The following is a 14,486-nucleotide window of genomic DNA, read 5'->3' as shown; positions in this document are numbered from 1 at the left end:
AATGCAAAACGACACCACACCCCCGGCACCAAAGCAACCCATAAAGGTAGCCGCTCTGAAAAAAACATTCCGCCTGTTCCGTTATGTAAAACCCTACTGGCCTGAGTTTTCGTTAGGTTTTATTTTCCTCCTGGTTTCCAGTTTAGCCGGCCTGGCCTTTCCGAAATTGCTGGGCAACCTGGTAGATCCGAAAAGTAATGAATACCTGTTTAACGGTATGAACAAAGCTGGCGTATTGCTGATTGGCGTACTGATAGCACAGGCTATCTTCTCTTTTTTTCGCGTTGTATTATTCGTTAATGTAACAGAAAAAACGTTGGCCACGCTTCGTCAAACTATTTATAGTCACCTGATTCGCCTGCCGATGAAATTTTTCCTGGAAAGAAGGGTGGGAGAGCTTAGCAGCCGTATTTCCTCAGATATTTCTTTATTACAGGAAACTTTTACGACCACCCTGGCGGAATTTATCCGGCAGATCATCATCATCATTGGAGGTGTGGTTATTTTACTGGTCACCTCGCCTCATCTGACCATCTTTATGCTGGCCATATTGCCGCTGATGATGGTAGTCGCCGTGGTTTTCGGGAAATTTATCCGCCGCTTTTCCAAACAGGTGCAGGAACAGGTAGCAGCTTCCAACACAGTAGTGGAGGAAACACTGCAGGGTGTTTTGAACGTGAAGGCTTTTGCGAATGAATTTTTTGAAATTGCCCGCTACCGCCAACGCACCAATGAAGCCGCCAGGCTGGGTATGAAAAGCGGAAAATTCCGCGGCGCTTTTTCTTCCTTTATTATCATGGGTATTTTTGGCGCACTGGTAGCAGTGATCTGGAGGGGCGTTTCCATCGGGATGCCTACTTCCGACCTTCTGTCATTTGTGTTGTATTCCCTGTTTATCGGCGGTTCCATCGCGGGTTTAGCGGAAGTATATACCAATCTGCAGAAGAGCATTGGCGCTACCGAACACCTGCTGGAAATACTGGATGAACCGGCAGAAGATATCAGCCAGGTGACGGCCATTGCGCCGGAAAACCAGCTGGACGGACAGATCAGCTTCCGCAATGTGTCTTTTCATTATCCTTCCCGCCCGGACCTTACCATTATGAACGATGTATCGTTTGATGTGTATGCCGATCAGAAAGTTGCGTTGGTAGGCCCCAGCGGTGCGGGGAAAAGCACCATCGTGTCCTTGCTGTTACGCCTGTACGATCCGGTAAACGGCAGCATCCTGTTTGACGGCAAGGAAAGCACTGCCTTTCCGCTGTCGCAGCTCCGTTCGCAAATGGCAGTAGTGCCCCAGGACGTGTTCCTTTTTGGTGGCACCATCGCAGAAAATATTGCCTACGGCAAGCCCGGCGCCACACCCGAAGAAATGGAGGAAGCCGCGAAAAAGGCTAATGCCTGGGAATTCATACAGCGGTTCCCGTTAGGTCTTCAAACGGTAGTAGGGGAAAGAGGCATTCAACTCTCCGGCGGACAGCGCCAACGTATTGCTATTGCTAGGGCGGTATTGAAAAACCCCCGCATCCTGATACTGGATGAAGCCACTTCCGCATTGGACTCCGAATCGGAAAAACTGGTGCAGGACGCGCTGGACAAGCTGATGGAAGGCCGCACATCAATCGTAATCGCGCACCGCCTCGCCACCGTACGCCAGGCCGACAAAATAATCGTGCTTGACAAAGGCCATATCGTAGAAGAAGGCACCCACAGCGAATTAATAGGCCTGGACGGCCTATACCGGACACTGAGCGATATGCAGTTTGCGAGCTAACGCGCGCGGATTTTGTCTTGGCTCAGGATTACGCTGATTATACTGATTAACTGGATTTTTACTTTTGGATTTTATAAAGGATTAAGGGAGATAGAAGCGGATATATTCGCTCTTATCTCCCTTAATTATTATTTAAGAAAAATCTAAAAATCTAAAAAAATCCAAAAGTAAAAATCCAGTTAATCAGTATAATCAGCGTAATCCTGAGCCAAGACAAAATCCGCGACGATTCCCGCTACATGTAGGGTCTCATTTCTTCGTCGATGTCTTTACGCAGGTCCATTAGCTTTTTGGCATAGCCTTCCATGCTGATTTCGTTGGCAGTTTGTGGCGTCCACTTGGGTACGGGTACGGTTTTGCCGTGATCATCCACTGCAGCAAAAACCATGACGCAGTGCGTGGTTTTGGATTTCTGTTGCTGGCGGGGATTGCCTGCAAATACATCAATAGAAATATGCATGCTGGTATTGCCGGTATAAATGATCTTTGCATCTATTTCCACCAGGTCGCCGATGGCGATGGGTTTAAAAAAACGGATACCCCCTACATATACCGTAACGGCGTATTGCCCGCTCCAGTTGGCAGCACAGGTATAACCTGCCTGGTCAATCCACTTCATAACAGAACCGCCATGTACTTTCCCGCCGAAGTTTACGTCTGACGGCTCCGCAAGGAACCGCAGGGTGATAGTGTGATAAATAGAATCCATAAGTGTTGTTTGCAACGACAAAATACGAATTAAAAATTATCACCTCCCCCCATTTCTCCGTTGTTGTTTTCTTTGGACTTGTTATTCTTTCTTTTAAAAAGATGCGTGTCCATTTTACCAAAGCGCCAGGTAGCATTGAGCCTCAGCTCCCGGGTGGCGCGTTTGCGGTAATTTTCCTGCTCGGAAAAGCTGGTCGTGGTATAGGTAAGATTGCGATCGGTATTGAATATATCTGCAATCCCCAGGGAAATAGACAACGCTTTGTTTTTAAGCAGGTCCTTTTTAATGGCGGCATCGGCCGACCATTTAGGTTCTCTTTCGCCCTGTGGCAGGATTTGTTTGGATTCATATTCGGCGCTTACCTGGAGCGTAAGATTCCACGGCAGCTTGGTGTTGCTGTTCAATTTACCAAACCAGGTAAGGCCCTGGTTGGAGAGATTGCTGCCATTGCTGGTGGCGTCGATCTTTGTCTGCGCCAGGTTTACGTTGGTGGTCAGGTCCCATATTTCTGTGAGCTGGCTTCTCAATGTAAATTCCGCACCATATGAATTCCGGGTGCTGGCATTAATAGGATAGGAGAGTAATACGTGCTGGTTCTGCCCATTCAGGTTCAGGGTAGTATCTACATAAAAATCAGTGATAGCGTTGTTGGTATTGCGGTAGTATAAAGATACCAGCAGGTTGTGTTTATGCGCAATATCTTTCAGATAAGACAATTCAAAGGAGTTCGTGAACTCCGGTTTCAGCTGCGGATTACCGGTATTGGCGCTTTGCCCGCTGTAGTCGATGGTTGGCAGGAGATCACGGAACCACGGCCGGCGGATCCGGCGGCTATAGTTCAGTTGCAGCTCATGATCGCCTTTAAATTTCTGCGACAGGAAAATGCTAGGGAACAGGCTGATCGGATAATTGATCTTATAGGAAGATTTCTCTCCCAGTCTTGTTTCTCCGTCGTAGTTCGATTGTTCCGCCCTTAAGCCAACCTGGTAGCCGAAATTATCTTTGGCGCCGGTGTAGCTTACATAGCCCGCATTGATCTGTTCCTGGTAATGATAGCTATTAGAGAGCGCAGTATCCAGTGAGAAATCGCCGGAAGGATAATTTTGTCCATAGGTATTGGTGAAATTATCAAACTTGCGGGTGTTGCTGCGCAGCCCCATTTCTATCTTGGATTTTTCTGTCAGCGGTTTTACATAATCCACCTGCGCAGTAACATATTTAGTAGTTCCTTCTCCGCTGCCATAGCGCAATTCAGGCTTTTTAGGATCATAGATCGGTTGCCCGGAAAGATCAAAATACTGCAGGGAGTAATTGGCACTATTATCGCCGGTGGCGTAGTTATAGGTGAAATCTGCGGTCAGCTCTTCACCTTCTTTGGCAAACGTATGCTTGTAACCCAGCTGTGTAGTGTAGTTACGGAATCCGTTTAAGGTATTGTTGATACCTGTACCATAGCGTACTTTTTGTTGCTTATCGTCCAGTTCATTCAGTATTTGATTATTGTACCGGTTGAAATTACCGCCGGTAATGTTTTCAGATACGGTGATGGTGTTGCGGTTATCGATAAACCAATCGAACCCGATGCGGCCGGTCTGGAATTTCCGGTAGAAGTCACCATCTTCCAGTTGCTCTGTATACGAGGTGCTATCAGCGCCCAGGTTCTTACGGAAAAGGCGGCTGGTCATGGGAGATTTGCGGTTACGGAAATTATAATTTATGAAGAAGTTGAACTTCTCCTGGCGCAGGTTGAAGTCGATGCCGCCATTGGTGCTGCCGAGGGAGGTCACACCGGCATTTACGGCGCCATTGATCCCTGCTTTCTTATTTTTCTTCAATACAATGTTGAGGATACCGCTCATTCCTTCTGCGTCGTACTTGGCAGAAGGGTTGGTTACCACTTCGATGTTCTGGATGGCATCGGCCGGGATCTGGTCCAATGTGAGGGTAGAGGGGCGTCCGTCAATAAAGATGGTAGGAGCGCCGTTGCGCACGGTTACATTTCCGTCGATGTCTACATTCACGGAGGGCACCTGTTTCAGTACATCGGTGGCAGTACCGCCGATACTGGCCAGGTTCTTTTCTACATTAAATACTCTTTTATCAATGGCCATTGTAAAGGCCGGTTTCTCGCCTACTACATTCACGGCGGCAAGTGATTTTACATTCGCCTTCAGCTTGATGTTACCGATGTCTACACTGTTGGTTTTAGCCGACAGCACCGCTGATTTATATATGGTTTCGTAACCGATGAAATTAATCTTCAGGATATATTTATTCAGTGCAATGTTTTCGAAACTGAAGTCCCCGTTGGTTTTGGAGAGCATACCTGTCTGCACGGAGGAGTCGGGACGCAGCAACGCTACAGATGCGTACTCAATAGGTTTGCCGGTTTGTGCGTCCAGCAGTTTGCCGTAGATAACGCCCGTACTGGCGGGGGCGGCCTTTCCACCCGGTTGTTGCGCCACAGCAGTAATACAAAACAATAACAGCCAGCCTGTAATTAACGATACAATTTTTCTCATAATAGCTTCCAACAATTTATAGCCCTGTAAAATTACCTTTTATGAATGAAGAATTGACTGTTTTTAGGATGAAAGGTTGGTTGGAACCCTTTACAGTCCGCTGTTTCAACTACAGAATTGCACAGGATCCCTTGTGGTAGCCGGTTACAGAAAATATGCAGAGAAAATACCACAAGTGTTAATTAGTGTTAAGCCTGGTTTGTAACCGGTGTAATTGAGTGGAGGCCAACGCATAGCATACGCTAAATTTTGTGGATAAAAAAGAGGTCAATACAAGTTTATCGTTTCCATTGTATTACAGAGCAACGTATCTTTACAGCCAGCTGTTGCGTTATTTTAATTTTTTTATATGCATAAGGATTACCGACCGGACTGGGATATTTATACGTGCCATATTGAAGAAAGTCCAGCAGTAATAGGCCTTGACCTTGATCTGAGACGATTTGCGCCATTAAAGGAAAAGCCGAATGCCATATATATAACAGTGTATCTTAACAATCCACGTGAGGACGGATTCCCGCAGAACGATGAATTTGCCGTCATGGGTGAAATTGAGGATAGTTTGGTAGAGCAACTGCAAACCAAACTGGATGCGCATTTTGTAGGCCGCACTTTTTCAAATGGCGTACGTGATTTTTACTTTTATTCAGGCACCACTTTGCTGCATGATAAATTCATTGCGGATGCAATGATTAATTTTCCTGATTACCGTTACGACTACGGCGTAAAGGAAGATAATAACTGGGAACTATATTTTGATTTTCTCTTTCCTGATGTGTACGAGTTTCAGCGCATTCAAAACAGAAAGGTGCTTCGTATGTTGCGCCAGCATGGAGATGCTTCAGAAAAGGAACGTATCATTGAGCATTGGATTCACTTCAGAACAGAAGAAGATAAAATTGCTTACTGGGAACACATCAAGGAAAATGGCTTTGCGCTGGCCCGGGAAGAGAAAACAGATAATCCGGAATTCCCTTATAAATTATGTATTTCCCGCTTGGACAAAGCCAGTGAAGCCACCATCGATAGTGTGGTAATGAGCCTTTGGGAACTGGCCCAGCAGGTAAATGCAGAATACGATGGCTGGGAAACCAGCATCATGAAGTAGTTGCGGATGTTGTCTGACTCAGGATTACGCTGATTATACTGATTAGTTTGATTTTTACTTTTGGATTTTATAACTGATTTTAAAAGAGTGGAGGCAGTATCCTCCTTATCTTCCAAATCGAAGTTGATCAAATCAATAAAATCAGCATAATCAACGTAATCCGGCTCCAAGACAATTTACAACCGCCGAAGGCGGTTCAACTCCTATTTCCGCAGCAGTCCTGTCAGTAAAGAAATAGCAAATAACACCAGGAAAATGTAAAACAGAATCTTGGCGATAGATGCTGCTCCGGCGGCAATGCCTCCGAAACCAAATACTGCTGCGATAATAGCGACGATAAAAAAGATGAGTGCCCAGCGTAACATAACTAAAACTTTAAGGTGAACAATAATATCTGTAACACTTTTCCAGGTAATCCGTTCAATTTTACACAATTATCATTCCGGTAAGTACAATAATTGCAGTTGCTGCTATTTCATTTTTTTTCGATATACTTGTTACCTGCTGCTAGAATTGAGGAATTATTTCAAAATATGGCCTACACTAACTGTCTTATGCTGGCTGATTGGCCTGCATAGTCCTGTCTGTTTATACGCAGAAGGCCAACAGTCACCGCTCGCAGCGGATACTGTCCCCCATAAAAGTAGTGGCCTCTTCAAAAAAATCGGGGAATACCGCGATTCCATGCGTAACAAAGAGTACCGGCAATCGCTCATAAAACGCATTACCAAACAGGATGTTCAGGCACATTCCAATGATAACGACAGCACCATCATCAAAAGTGAGGCGTATTTTACCCCCTTTGCGGGCAAAGTGATCAGAAATATCTACTATAGGAAAGTAAAGGTTTTCGGTCCGCGCAACATCAATGATACCACTTTCACCACCAGCATGAAGCTGATCCACCTGGCCAACCGGATGCACTACGATTCCAGGGAATGGGTGATCCGGCAGTCGTTGTTCTTCCGGGAGAATCAGCCCCTGGACCCCTTTGAAATGGCCGATAACGAACGTTACCTGCGTAACCGGCCTTTTATACAGGATGCCCGTTTATATGTAAAAAATAACGACGGCGATTCAATCGATGTGGAAGTAGTTACGAAAGATCTCTTTGAATATGGCGTAGACATCTCGCAGTTCAGTGCAAAAGACATCAGGGCCAGCGTATCCAACAACGACCTGTTTGGCGCCGGGCAGGGACTCCGGGTTGGAATGCAGTGGCGCTCCGATTATTCTCCCACCTGGAACACGGAAGTAAGGTACACGAAATATAACCTCCTGGGATCTTTTATAGATGTGAGCCTGGGCTATACTACCCTGAATAACTATGCCCAGCTGGATACCAACGCCTTTGAAGGAGCGGTATTTATTAATCTCAATAAACCGTTGTACCGCAATTCCGCCAAACTGGTGGGCGGTTTTGCCCTGTCGAAGAACTGGTCCATTAATATCCGGGGTTCACTGCCCGAAAACGGCGACAGCATTTACCGCGACTATGTTTACGCAGTAATAGATGGTTGGATCGGGTATAACTTTATCAATAATTATAAACACGACGGGACCATCGGGAAGAAGCCCAATTTCGCGGTGCTGGCCAGGCACTATAATTTATCCTTTCAGCGAAAGCCGGATCAGTTGCGGTATAAAGACGATCCCGTTTATAATAACCACCGCCTTTACCTGGCAGAACTACAGGCTTACCGCATTGATTATTTTAAAGCCCACTACTTTTTCGGCTTTGGCCGCACAGAGGATATTCCCCTGGGATATAACATCAGCGCCACCAGCGGCTGGGAAAGCTGGAAGGATCGTCGGAGGATCTACACCGGTATTGAAGCGCAGAAATTCTGGACCACCAGGAACCAGGGCCTCTTTAACTCTACCATCGGGCTGAGTACTTTCTGGCTTAATAATGCCTGGGAAGACGGCGTAATACATGCCCGTCTTGAATATTACAGCAAGTTGCTGAATATCCGGAAATCACGGTTCCGGCAGTTTCTGAACGCCGACTACCTCAACAGCCCCAACCCGTTTTTTAATAAGCCGCTCAACATTAATATGGAATACGGCATCTGGGGGTATAAGAATACCATGATCAACGGCTATCAGCGCCTGAACCTGGGATCGGAAACCGTGTACTACAGCCCCCTGAAATTCCTGGGCTTCAAATTTAATTTCTTTACAGCGCTCCAGGCATCTATGATCACCAATAAAAGTGATGACCTGTTCCGCAATCCGGTTTACCTCGGACTGGGAGGCGGCTTCCGGGTACGCAATGAAAACCTCTCTTTGAACACCATCAAAGTTTCCGGCTATTATTATCCCAATGCGCCGGCCCCCATGAAAAAGCTGATGCTGGAAATTACTACCATCGTTGATTTTCGTTTTGACGTATCTGCACTGCGCGCGCCTACGGTGCTGAACTTCCGTTAAAATCATGTGGAGGAAACCCCTTCATTCCGTAAATTTATAGTACTAAACCTTTGTGTCATGGAATGGAAGAATGAACTCACCCGTATGCTGGGGATCACTTATCCGTTGATACAGGCGCCCATGCTGGGGATCACTACACCCGCCATGGTAGCTGCTGTGAGCAACAGCGGCGGAATGGGTTCCCTACCGGTAGGAGGGTTGCCTCCGGAAAAGATAACAGCGCTGATCCGGGAGGTAAAGGGATTAACACAACAACCGTTTGCCGTAAACCTCTTTGTTTATGAGCCTGCAGCGCATTACGACCGGAAAATATTTGATGATATGCAGGAGTTCCTGCAATTCCTGTATGGTGCCAACAGGCTTGCCGCTGCGCCGGTGAATTTCGATGAAGTACCTTTTTATTCCTGGAGAGACCAGCTTCCCGTTATCCTGGCAGCAGGCATAAAACATGTGAGCTTTACATTTGGCATGCCTGATGAAGCCGGATTCAGGCTGCTGAAGGAGCATCATGTGCTGCTGATGGGAACGGCCACCTCGGTGGAAGAAGCGACTGTACTCGCTTCGGCAGGTACCGATGTGGTGATCGCACAAGGCATTGAAGCCGGCGGCCACCGCGGCTCTTTCCTGCCGGGAAACCTGCCGCAAACGGGCACATTCGCGCTGGTGCCGCAGATTGCTGATCGTGTGCACGTGCCCGTTATAGCAGCCGGCGGAATAATGGACGGCAGGGGAGTAGCCGCTGCAAAAATGCTGGGCGCCGCTGGCGTTCAATTGGGCAGCCTGTTCCTCAGAGCCCACGAAAGCCTTGCTACACCTGCACATAAAGCCGCATTGGCCGATATAACGGATACGGACACACTACTTACGCGGGCAGTCTCCGGTCGTTGGGCAAGGGGCGTTCGTAATACATTGATCACAGAAATAGAAGCATCCGGGTTACCCATTAATGAATATCCTTACCAGGATGCGTTAACGCAGCCCATCCGTAGAGTAGCGAAGGAACTGGATAACCCTGCGTTTGTAAATATGTGGGCCGGACAGGCAGCCGGAAAGGCGCGTGCCTGGAGCACGGCAGATATTTTCGCAGAGCTGGTCCGTGAAACAGCCTTGATCTTTAGTAAGTGATGCGTTGGAAAATACCGGGATAATCTGTTACAATATCGTTTTCATCAAACGGTAATGCTGCTGTAAAATCTGTGGATACATTATCATACAGGTATTCCTGCTGGCCTGTGCGGGTATAACGTTGCTGCACTTTCTGCAATTCAAATTCCGGCAGGTTGATATACAGCATATCCAGCAGTTTACTTTCCTGCAACTCAAACTGCAGGCGTTTCACCGGCAGGGTATTCGTGAAAGGAGTCAGTGAAATATCAATGTCGATACAGTTATCAAATGCATCTATATGGTTATTATCTTTATCAAACCAATGCCCATGCAGGTCGGAGGTAAGCTTTAGTTCTGTTGGCGTAAGCCCTTCCTGTTTAATATGAAAGGAAGACACCTGCCAGGATGCGGTGATCTCTATTTTATAATGAATACAAAATGGTTGCTGATCCCTTACTCCGTTGATACAACCAGTGGCGAGCCTCCCCGTTCCATTTTCCTGCAATGTAAAATATTCAGTTGCCGGCCATAATAGTGCCTGCCATATAATGGGTTGCATGCGTTAGTTTTTTATAGTCGATGATTTTATTTTAATGATCACCAGTTTTGATGTTGGCGTATTGCTTTTATCTGCTACGCTGTCTACCGGCACCAGCACATTGGTTTCCGGGAAATAGGTAGCAGTGCATTTTTCAGGTATGTGATAAGATACAATAATGAAGCCATATGCTACGCGCTCTTTACCACCGTGATAATTATAGAGATCCACCACATCGCCCGGGTGAAATCCGGCGGCGGCAATATCAGCAGGATGCATGAATATTACGCGCCGCTCATGATATACGCCACGGTAACGGTCGTCCAGCCCGTATATAGTGGTATTGAACTGATCGTGGCTGCGGATGGTCATCATCATATACTCGTCGATGGCCAGCGGCGTGGTGAGTACTTCTGCAATATTGAAATTAGCTTTGCCGCTGTAGGTATTGAACTGTCCGTCGCGTGCGCCGTTGGGCAGGTAGAATCCTCCCGGATGCCTTACCCTTTTATTGTAATTATCGAAGCCCGGAATTACTTTTTCTATATCGTTGCGGATATGGTCATAGTGCCGCGTATAGTCTGCCCAGGGTACGCGCGATTTTTCGCCCAGCAAGGCCATAGCCAGTTCGCAGATAATAACAGGTTCACTTTTCAGATGGGTGGATACCGGTTGCAGGTTGCCTTTGGACATCTGAATGACGCCCATAGAATTTTCGCAGGTCACAAATTGCTGCTCGCCGTATTGGAGGTCTTTATCGCTGCGACCGAGACAGGGCAGTATCAGGGCTTCTTTGCCGTGCACAACATGACTGCGGTTTAATTTCGTAGATACGTGAACGGTAAGGTCGCAGTTACGCAGTGCCTGCGCGGTATACAGGGTATCTGGTGTAGCCGAAAGAAAGTTGCCGCCCATCGCCATAAACACTTTGGCATCCCCGCGGTGCATGGCGTTGATGGCATTCACCACATCATAGCCGTGTGCTCTTGGCGGCTGAAATCCATATACAGCGCCAATTTTGTCGAGGAAGGCGGCGGATGGTTGCTCGTAAATGCCCATGGTCCGGTCGCCCTGCACGTTACTGTGCCCGCGTACCGGGCAGGTGCCTGCTCCTGGTTTACCGATACTGCCTTTCAGCAGGAGGAGGTTCACCACTTCGCGGATAGTGTCTACTGCGTTTTTATGTTGGGTAAGTCCCATTGCCCAGCAGGCGATGATCTTCTTTTTATGGAACAGAGCTTGTGCGGCCTGGTGTATCAATTCCGGCGCTGCGCCGCTGTCGGCGATCAGTTGCGGGAGCGACTGCGTTTTCAGATGGTCGATATAACCATCGTGGCCCAGGGTGTTTGCGGCTATAAATTCCCGGTCAAATACGCTGCCGGGTACACGTTCTTCTTCCTGCAACAGCAGCAGCGACAAGGCTTTCAGCAGGGCCATATCTCCATTGATCTTTACCTGCAGAAAAATGTCCGTGAGATGTGTTTTAATGTTTAATATTCCCTTAACGGTTTGTGGATTCAGAAAATTCAGCAGGCCGGTTTCGGGTAAAGGGTTTACAGATATGATGGTAGCGCCGTTGGCTTTTGCCTTTTGTAAAGCCGTGAGCATGCGCGGATGGTTAGTTCCGGGATTTTGTCCCAGTATAATAAGCACTTCTGCCTCATGTATGTCTTCCAGGGTAACAGATCCTTTGCCTATCCCTACTGCATCACTCAGCGCTACGCCACTGGATTCGTGGCACATATTGGAACAGTCGGGGAGGTTGTTGGTGCCGTATTCCCGGACCATCAACTGGTACAGGAAAGCCGCTTCGTTACTGGTTCTCCCCGAGGTATAAAATACGGCTTCATCCGGTGAGGGTAATTTATGAAGATGACCGGCAATGATTTTGTAGGCGTCTGCCCAGGCGATGGGTGTATAATGTGTGGCGCCGGGCGCGAGGTACATGGGTTGGGCTATCCTTCCTTTTTTGCCTATTTCGTAATCCGTTAATTCACCGAGTTCCGCGATGCTGTGCTGTGCAAAGAAGTCCGGCAGCAGCTTTTTGGTAGTAGCTTCTTCGGCAACAGCTTTGGCGCCGTTCTCGCAATATTCTGCGATGCCGGATCTTTCGTCATCCGGATCAGGCCATGCGCAGCCCGGGCAGTCGAATCCATCTTTCTGGTTAAGCTCCAGCAGGGCTTTCATTCCGCGGAAGGCATTCATTTCCTCCAGGATGTGTCGCATACTGGACACTACCGCAGGGATGCCTGCGGCTACTTGTTTGGGAGGTCCCAGTCTGATACCGGTGAACCGCACCGGGTTTTCTGCACTATCCATAAAGGTGAATTTATATTACGTCAATTCTTTCTGCTCCGCTGTAAATATTAAAACGTTGATCTTTCAGAAAGCCGAGCAGTGTGATATTCCATTCGACGGCCATTTTTACCGCCATGCTGGAAGGTGCGCCTATGGCTGCAATAACAGGTATTCCCGCCATAGCGGCTTTCTGTATCAGTTCAAATCCTGCACGTCCGCTGAGTAGCAGGACACATTGGTCCAGCGGCATTAATGGTTGCTGAAGAGCTGCGCCAATAAGCTTATCCACCGCATTGTGGCGGCCGATATCTTCCCGCAGCAGGAGTAATTCCATATTGCTGTTGAAAAGTGCAGCAGCATGTAGTCCGCCGGTAGATGCAAACAGCGCCTGTTCATTTCTTAGTATGGCGGGCAGTCCGAATAAATTCCCGGCGGAGAGGCAAAGGGTACCGTTGCTAACGGAAACGCCTGTATGAATGGATGCTATATCCGTTTTGCCACATACCCCGCAGGCGCCCGTGGCGGCAAAATTCCGCTGGGTACCGCCAAGTTGCGCCACTATGGATGGTTTTAGGTGAACGGTGGCAACGCTGCCGTTATTATCTTCCGACAAAATAATTTCCTGGATAGCAGCCTGGTCACGGATCACCCCTTCGGTAAAGAGGAAGCCGGCAGCCAGTTCCATATCTTCACCGGGCGTACGCATGGTAACGGAAATATTCTGTTGCCGGCGGTTATGGGAAGGCCCATGCACCAGTCTTATTTCGAGTGGATCTTCTGTAGCGAGTGTATCACTGGCATCTGTAATACTTCCGGCGGCTACTTTTTTTACACGGGTATGAACAACAGCATTTGTCATACTCAAAATTACACTTTCACTACCATCTTACCGCTGTTTCTTCCTGAAAATAATCCGAGTAATGCTGCCGGCAGATGATCAAATCCTTCTTCCACGGTTTCGGTATATTTTATTTTTCCTGCCTTCACCCATTCGGACAGCTGTTTGAAACCTTCGCCAAACCTGCTGGCGTAGTTACCGATAATGAAGCCCTGCATGAGAATGCTCCGGGTTACCATAATAGGCTGGATACGTGGGCCCATAGGCACTTCTGTGGAATTATATAAGGCAATCTGCCCGCATAGCGGCACCCGGGCAAAGAAGTTGAGCTGTTTGATCACCGCATCGGAAATATCGCCACCTACGTTGTCGAAATAGATATCCACGCCGTTGGGGCAGGCCGCCGCCACTGCGGCTTCTATGTTGGTGTTACCTTTGTAATCGATGGCGGCATCGAAATTAAAGGTATCTGTCAGCAGTTTTACCTTTTCAGCGCCGCCTGCAATACCTACCGCGCGGCAGCCCATTATTTTTGCAATTTGCCCTACAATGATGCCCACAGCACCAGCGGCGCCGGACACCACCACGGTTTCCCCGGGTTTGGGCTTGCCGATATCTGTCATGCCAAAGTAGGCGGTTAACCCCGGCACGCCAAGGAGACCGAGATAATAAGTAAGCGGGATGCTGTCGTCAATTTTACGCAGGTGCCCTGCGGGGAATATAGCCGCCGTTGCCCAGGGCAGGAAGGGGCGGGGGCCGCTGCTCATTACTTTATCACCGGCTTTAAACAGGGCGCTTTTGCTGTGTGTTACTTCCGCCACGCCGCCGCTTTCAATGGGTTCGCCTACCTGGAATGGGGGAATATAGGACCTGGCGTCGTTCATACGGCCACGCATATACGGATCTACAGAAAAGTACAGTGGTTTTACCATTACTTCATCTTCCTGTAGTTCCGGTAAGATGGCATCTACTATTTCAAAGTTGCCGGCTACAGGTAATCCTTTTGGTCTGGCGGCGAGCAGGATCTGCTTTATTTTCATATGCGCGGGTGTTTATAGAAGTGAGGAATGGCAATGATTATTTAACAGGTAAAAAATGCTTTTGTTTACCCGGGGAGAAAAGAGTGGAATTATCAATGAAAAATGTACATTCGGGTAAG

At 47.9% G+C, this 14,486-nt stretch carries 11 protein-coding genes; 4 read left to right on the top strand and 7 right to left on the bottom strand.

The genetic code is table 11. From position 1 onward, the window contains the following. Position 1: 1 nt before the first annotated feature. On the top strand, positions 2 to 1,774 hold the full coding sequence (locus tag ACLHR0_RS09580) for an ABC transporter ATP-binding protein (RefSeq protein WP_429047994.1): 1,773 nt from the start codon (positions 2 to 4) through the stop codon (positions 1,772 to 1,774). A 235-nt stretch (positions 1,775 to 2,009) separates the two neighbouring features. On the opposite strand, the gene ACLHR0_RS09575 is transcribed toward ACLHR0_RS09580, so the two are convergent. Together ACLHR0_RS09575 and ACLHR0_RS09570 are read right to left on the bottom strand one after the other, a co-directional pair. After that, positions 2,010 to 2,483 carry an acyl-CoA thioesterase gene (locus ACLHR0_RS09575; protein WP_370913091.1) on the bottom strand — a complete coding sequence of 158 codons (474 nt, stop codon included), beginning with the start codon at positions 2,481 to 2,483 and terminating at the stop codon, positions 2,010 to 2,012. A 29-nt stretch (positions 2,484 to 2,512) separates the two neighbouring features. Beyond that, on the bottom strand, positions 2,513 to 5,005 hold the full coding sequence (locus ACLHR0_RS09570; protein ID WP_436486146.1) for a TonB-dependent receptor domain-containing protein: 2,493 nt from the start codon (positions 5,003 to 5,005) through the stop codon (positions 2,513 to 2,515). Positions 5,006 to 5,354: 349 nt separating this feature from the next. On the opposite strand from ACLHR0_RS09570, the gene ACLHR0_RS09565 reads away from it, so the two are divergent. Next, entirely contained in the window at positions 5,355 to 6,113 is a 759-nt protein-coding gene (locus ACLHR0_RS09565) for a DUF695 domain-containing protein (protein WP_429047990.1), read from the top strand. A gap of 203 nt (positions 6,114 to 6,316) precedes the next feature. Here ACLHR0_RS09565 and ACLHR0_RS09560 read toward each other — a convergent pair whose 3' ends face one another. Next, complete coding sequence (locus tag ACLHR0_RS09560) at positions 6,317 to 6,478, bottom strand: DUF1328 domain-containing protein (RefSeq protein WP_079471907.1); 162 nt, start codon at positions 6,476 to 6,478, stop codon at positions 6,317 to 6,319. Between the two features lie 319 nt (positions 6,479 to 6,797). Between ACLHR0_RS09560 and ACLHR0_RS09555 the strand changes: the two genes are divergently transcribed. After that, complete coding sequence (locus ACLHR0_RS09555; RefSeq protein ID WP_429047988.1) at positions 6,798 to 8,546, top strand: hypothetical protein; 1,749 nt, start codon at positions 6,798 to 6,800, stop codon at positions 8,544 to 8,546. 57 nt (positions 8,547 to 8,603) lie between these two features. After that, positions 8,604 to 9,671: an NAD(P)H-dependent flavin oxidoreductase gene (locus ACLHR0_RS09550; RefSeq protein WP_436486143.1), complete on the top strand. Its 1,068-nt coding sequence runs from the start codon at positions 8,604 to 8,606 to the stop codon at positions 9,669 to 9,671. On the opposite strand, the gene ACLHR0_RS09545 is transcribed toward ACLHR0_RS09550, so the two are convergent. The 4 genes from ACLHR0_RS09545 to ACLHR0_RS09530 are packed head-to-tail and all read right to left on the bottom strand — an operon-like array spanning position 9,661 to position 14,367. Further along, on the bottom strand, positions 9,661 to 10,212 hold the full coding sequence (locus ACLHR0_RS09545; RefSeq protein WP_429047986.1) for a putative glycolipid-binding domain-containing protein: 552 nt from the start codon (positions 10,210 to 10,212) through the stop codon (positions 9,661 to 9,663). The two genes, ACLHR0_RS09550 and ACLHR0_RS09545, sit on opposite strands and share 11 nt — an antisense overlap. 3 nt (positions 10,213 to 10,215) lie before the next feature. Further along, complete coding sequence (locus ACLHR0_RS09540) at positions 10,216 to 12,510, bottom strand: FdhF/YdeP family oxidoreductase (protein ID WP_436486140.1); 2,295 nt, start codon at positions 12,508 to 12,510, stop codon at positions 10,216 to 10,218. A 10-nt stretch (positions 12,511 to 12,520) separates the two neighbouring features. Next, on the bottom strand, positions 12,521 to 13,348 hold the full coding sequence (fdhD, locus tag ACLHR0_RS09535) for a formate dehydrogenase accessory sulfurtransferase FdhD (RefSeq protein ID WP_436486138.1): 828 nt from the start codon (positions 13,346 to 13,348) through the stop codon (positions 12,521 to 12,523). 8 nt (positions 13,349 to 13,356) lie between these two features. Beyond that, positions 13,357 to 14,367: an NADP-dependent oxidoreductase gene (locus tag ACLHR0_RS09530; protein ID WP_436486136.1), complete on the bottom strand. Its 1,011-nt coding sequence runs from the start codon at positions 14,365 to 14,367 to the stop codon at positions 13,357 to 13,359. Between the last annotated feature and the right edge of the window lie 119 nt (positions 14,368 to 14,486).

It is taken from the genome of Chitinophaga sp. ARDCPP14 (genome assembly GCF_051362515.1).
GTDB lineage: Bacteria > Bacteroidota > Bacteroidia > Chitinophagales > Chitinophagaceae > Chitinophaga.
The sequence above is the reverse complement of the archived record's forward strand: the minus strand, read 5'-3'. Positions and strand labels throughout refer to the sequence as shown.

What these genes read in the sequence shown, in the direction of transcription:
- ACLHR0_RS09580 (WP_429047994.1), top strand. Translation starts at nt 2, where the DNA reads ATGCAAAACGACACCACACCCCCGGCACCAAAGCAACCCATAAAGGTA.
- ACLHR0_RS09575 (WP_370913091.1), bottom strand. Translation starts at nt 2,483, where the DNA reads ATGGATTCTATTTATCACACTATCACCCTGCGGTTCCTTGCGGAGCCG.
- ACLHR0_RS09570 (WP_436486146.1), bottom strand. Translation starts at nt 5,005, where the DNA reads ATGAGAAAAATTGTATCGTTAATTACAGGCTGGCTGTTATTGTTTTGT.
- ACLHR0_RS09565 (WP_429047990.1), top strand. Translation starts at nt 5,355, where the DNA reads ATGCATAAGGATTACCGACCGGACTGGGATATTTATACGTGCCATATT.
- ACLHR0_RS09560 (WP_079471907.1), bottom strand. Translation starts at nt 6,478, where the DNA reads ATGTTACGCTGGGCACTCATCTTTTTTATCGTCGCTATTATCGCAGCA.
- ACLHR0_RS09555 (WP_429047988.1), top strand. Translation starts at nt 6,798, where the DNA reads ATGCGTAACAAAGAGTACCGGCAATCGCTCATAAAACGCATTACCAAA.
- ACLHR0_RS09550 (WP_436486143.1), top strand. Translation starts at nt 8,604, where the DNA reads ATGGAATGGAAGAATGAACTCACCCGTATGCTGGGGATCACTTATCCG.
- ACLHR0_RS09545 (WP_429047986.1), bottom strand. Translation starts at nt 10,212, where the DNA reads ATGCAACCCATTATATGGCAGGCACTATTATGGCCGGCAACTGAATAT.
- ACLHR0_RS09540 (WP_436486140.1), bottom strand. Translation starts at nt 12,510, where the DNA reads ATGGATAGTGCAGAAAACCCGGTGCGGTTCACCGGTATCAGACTGGGA.
- fdhD (WP_436486138.1), bottom strand. Translation starts at nt 13,348, where the DNA reads ATGACAAATGCTGTTGTTCATACCCGTGTAAAAAAAGTAGCCGCCGGA.
- ACLHR0_RS09530 (WP_436486136.1), bottom strand. Translation starts at nt 14,367, where the DNA reads ATGAAAATAAAGCAGATCCTGCTCGCCGCCAGACCAAAAGGATTACCT.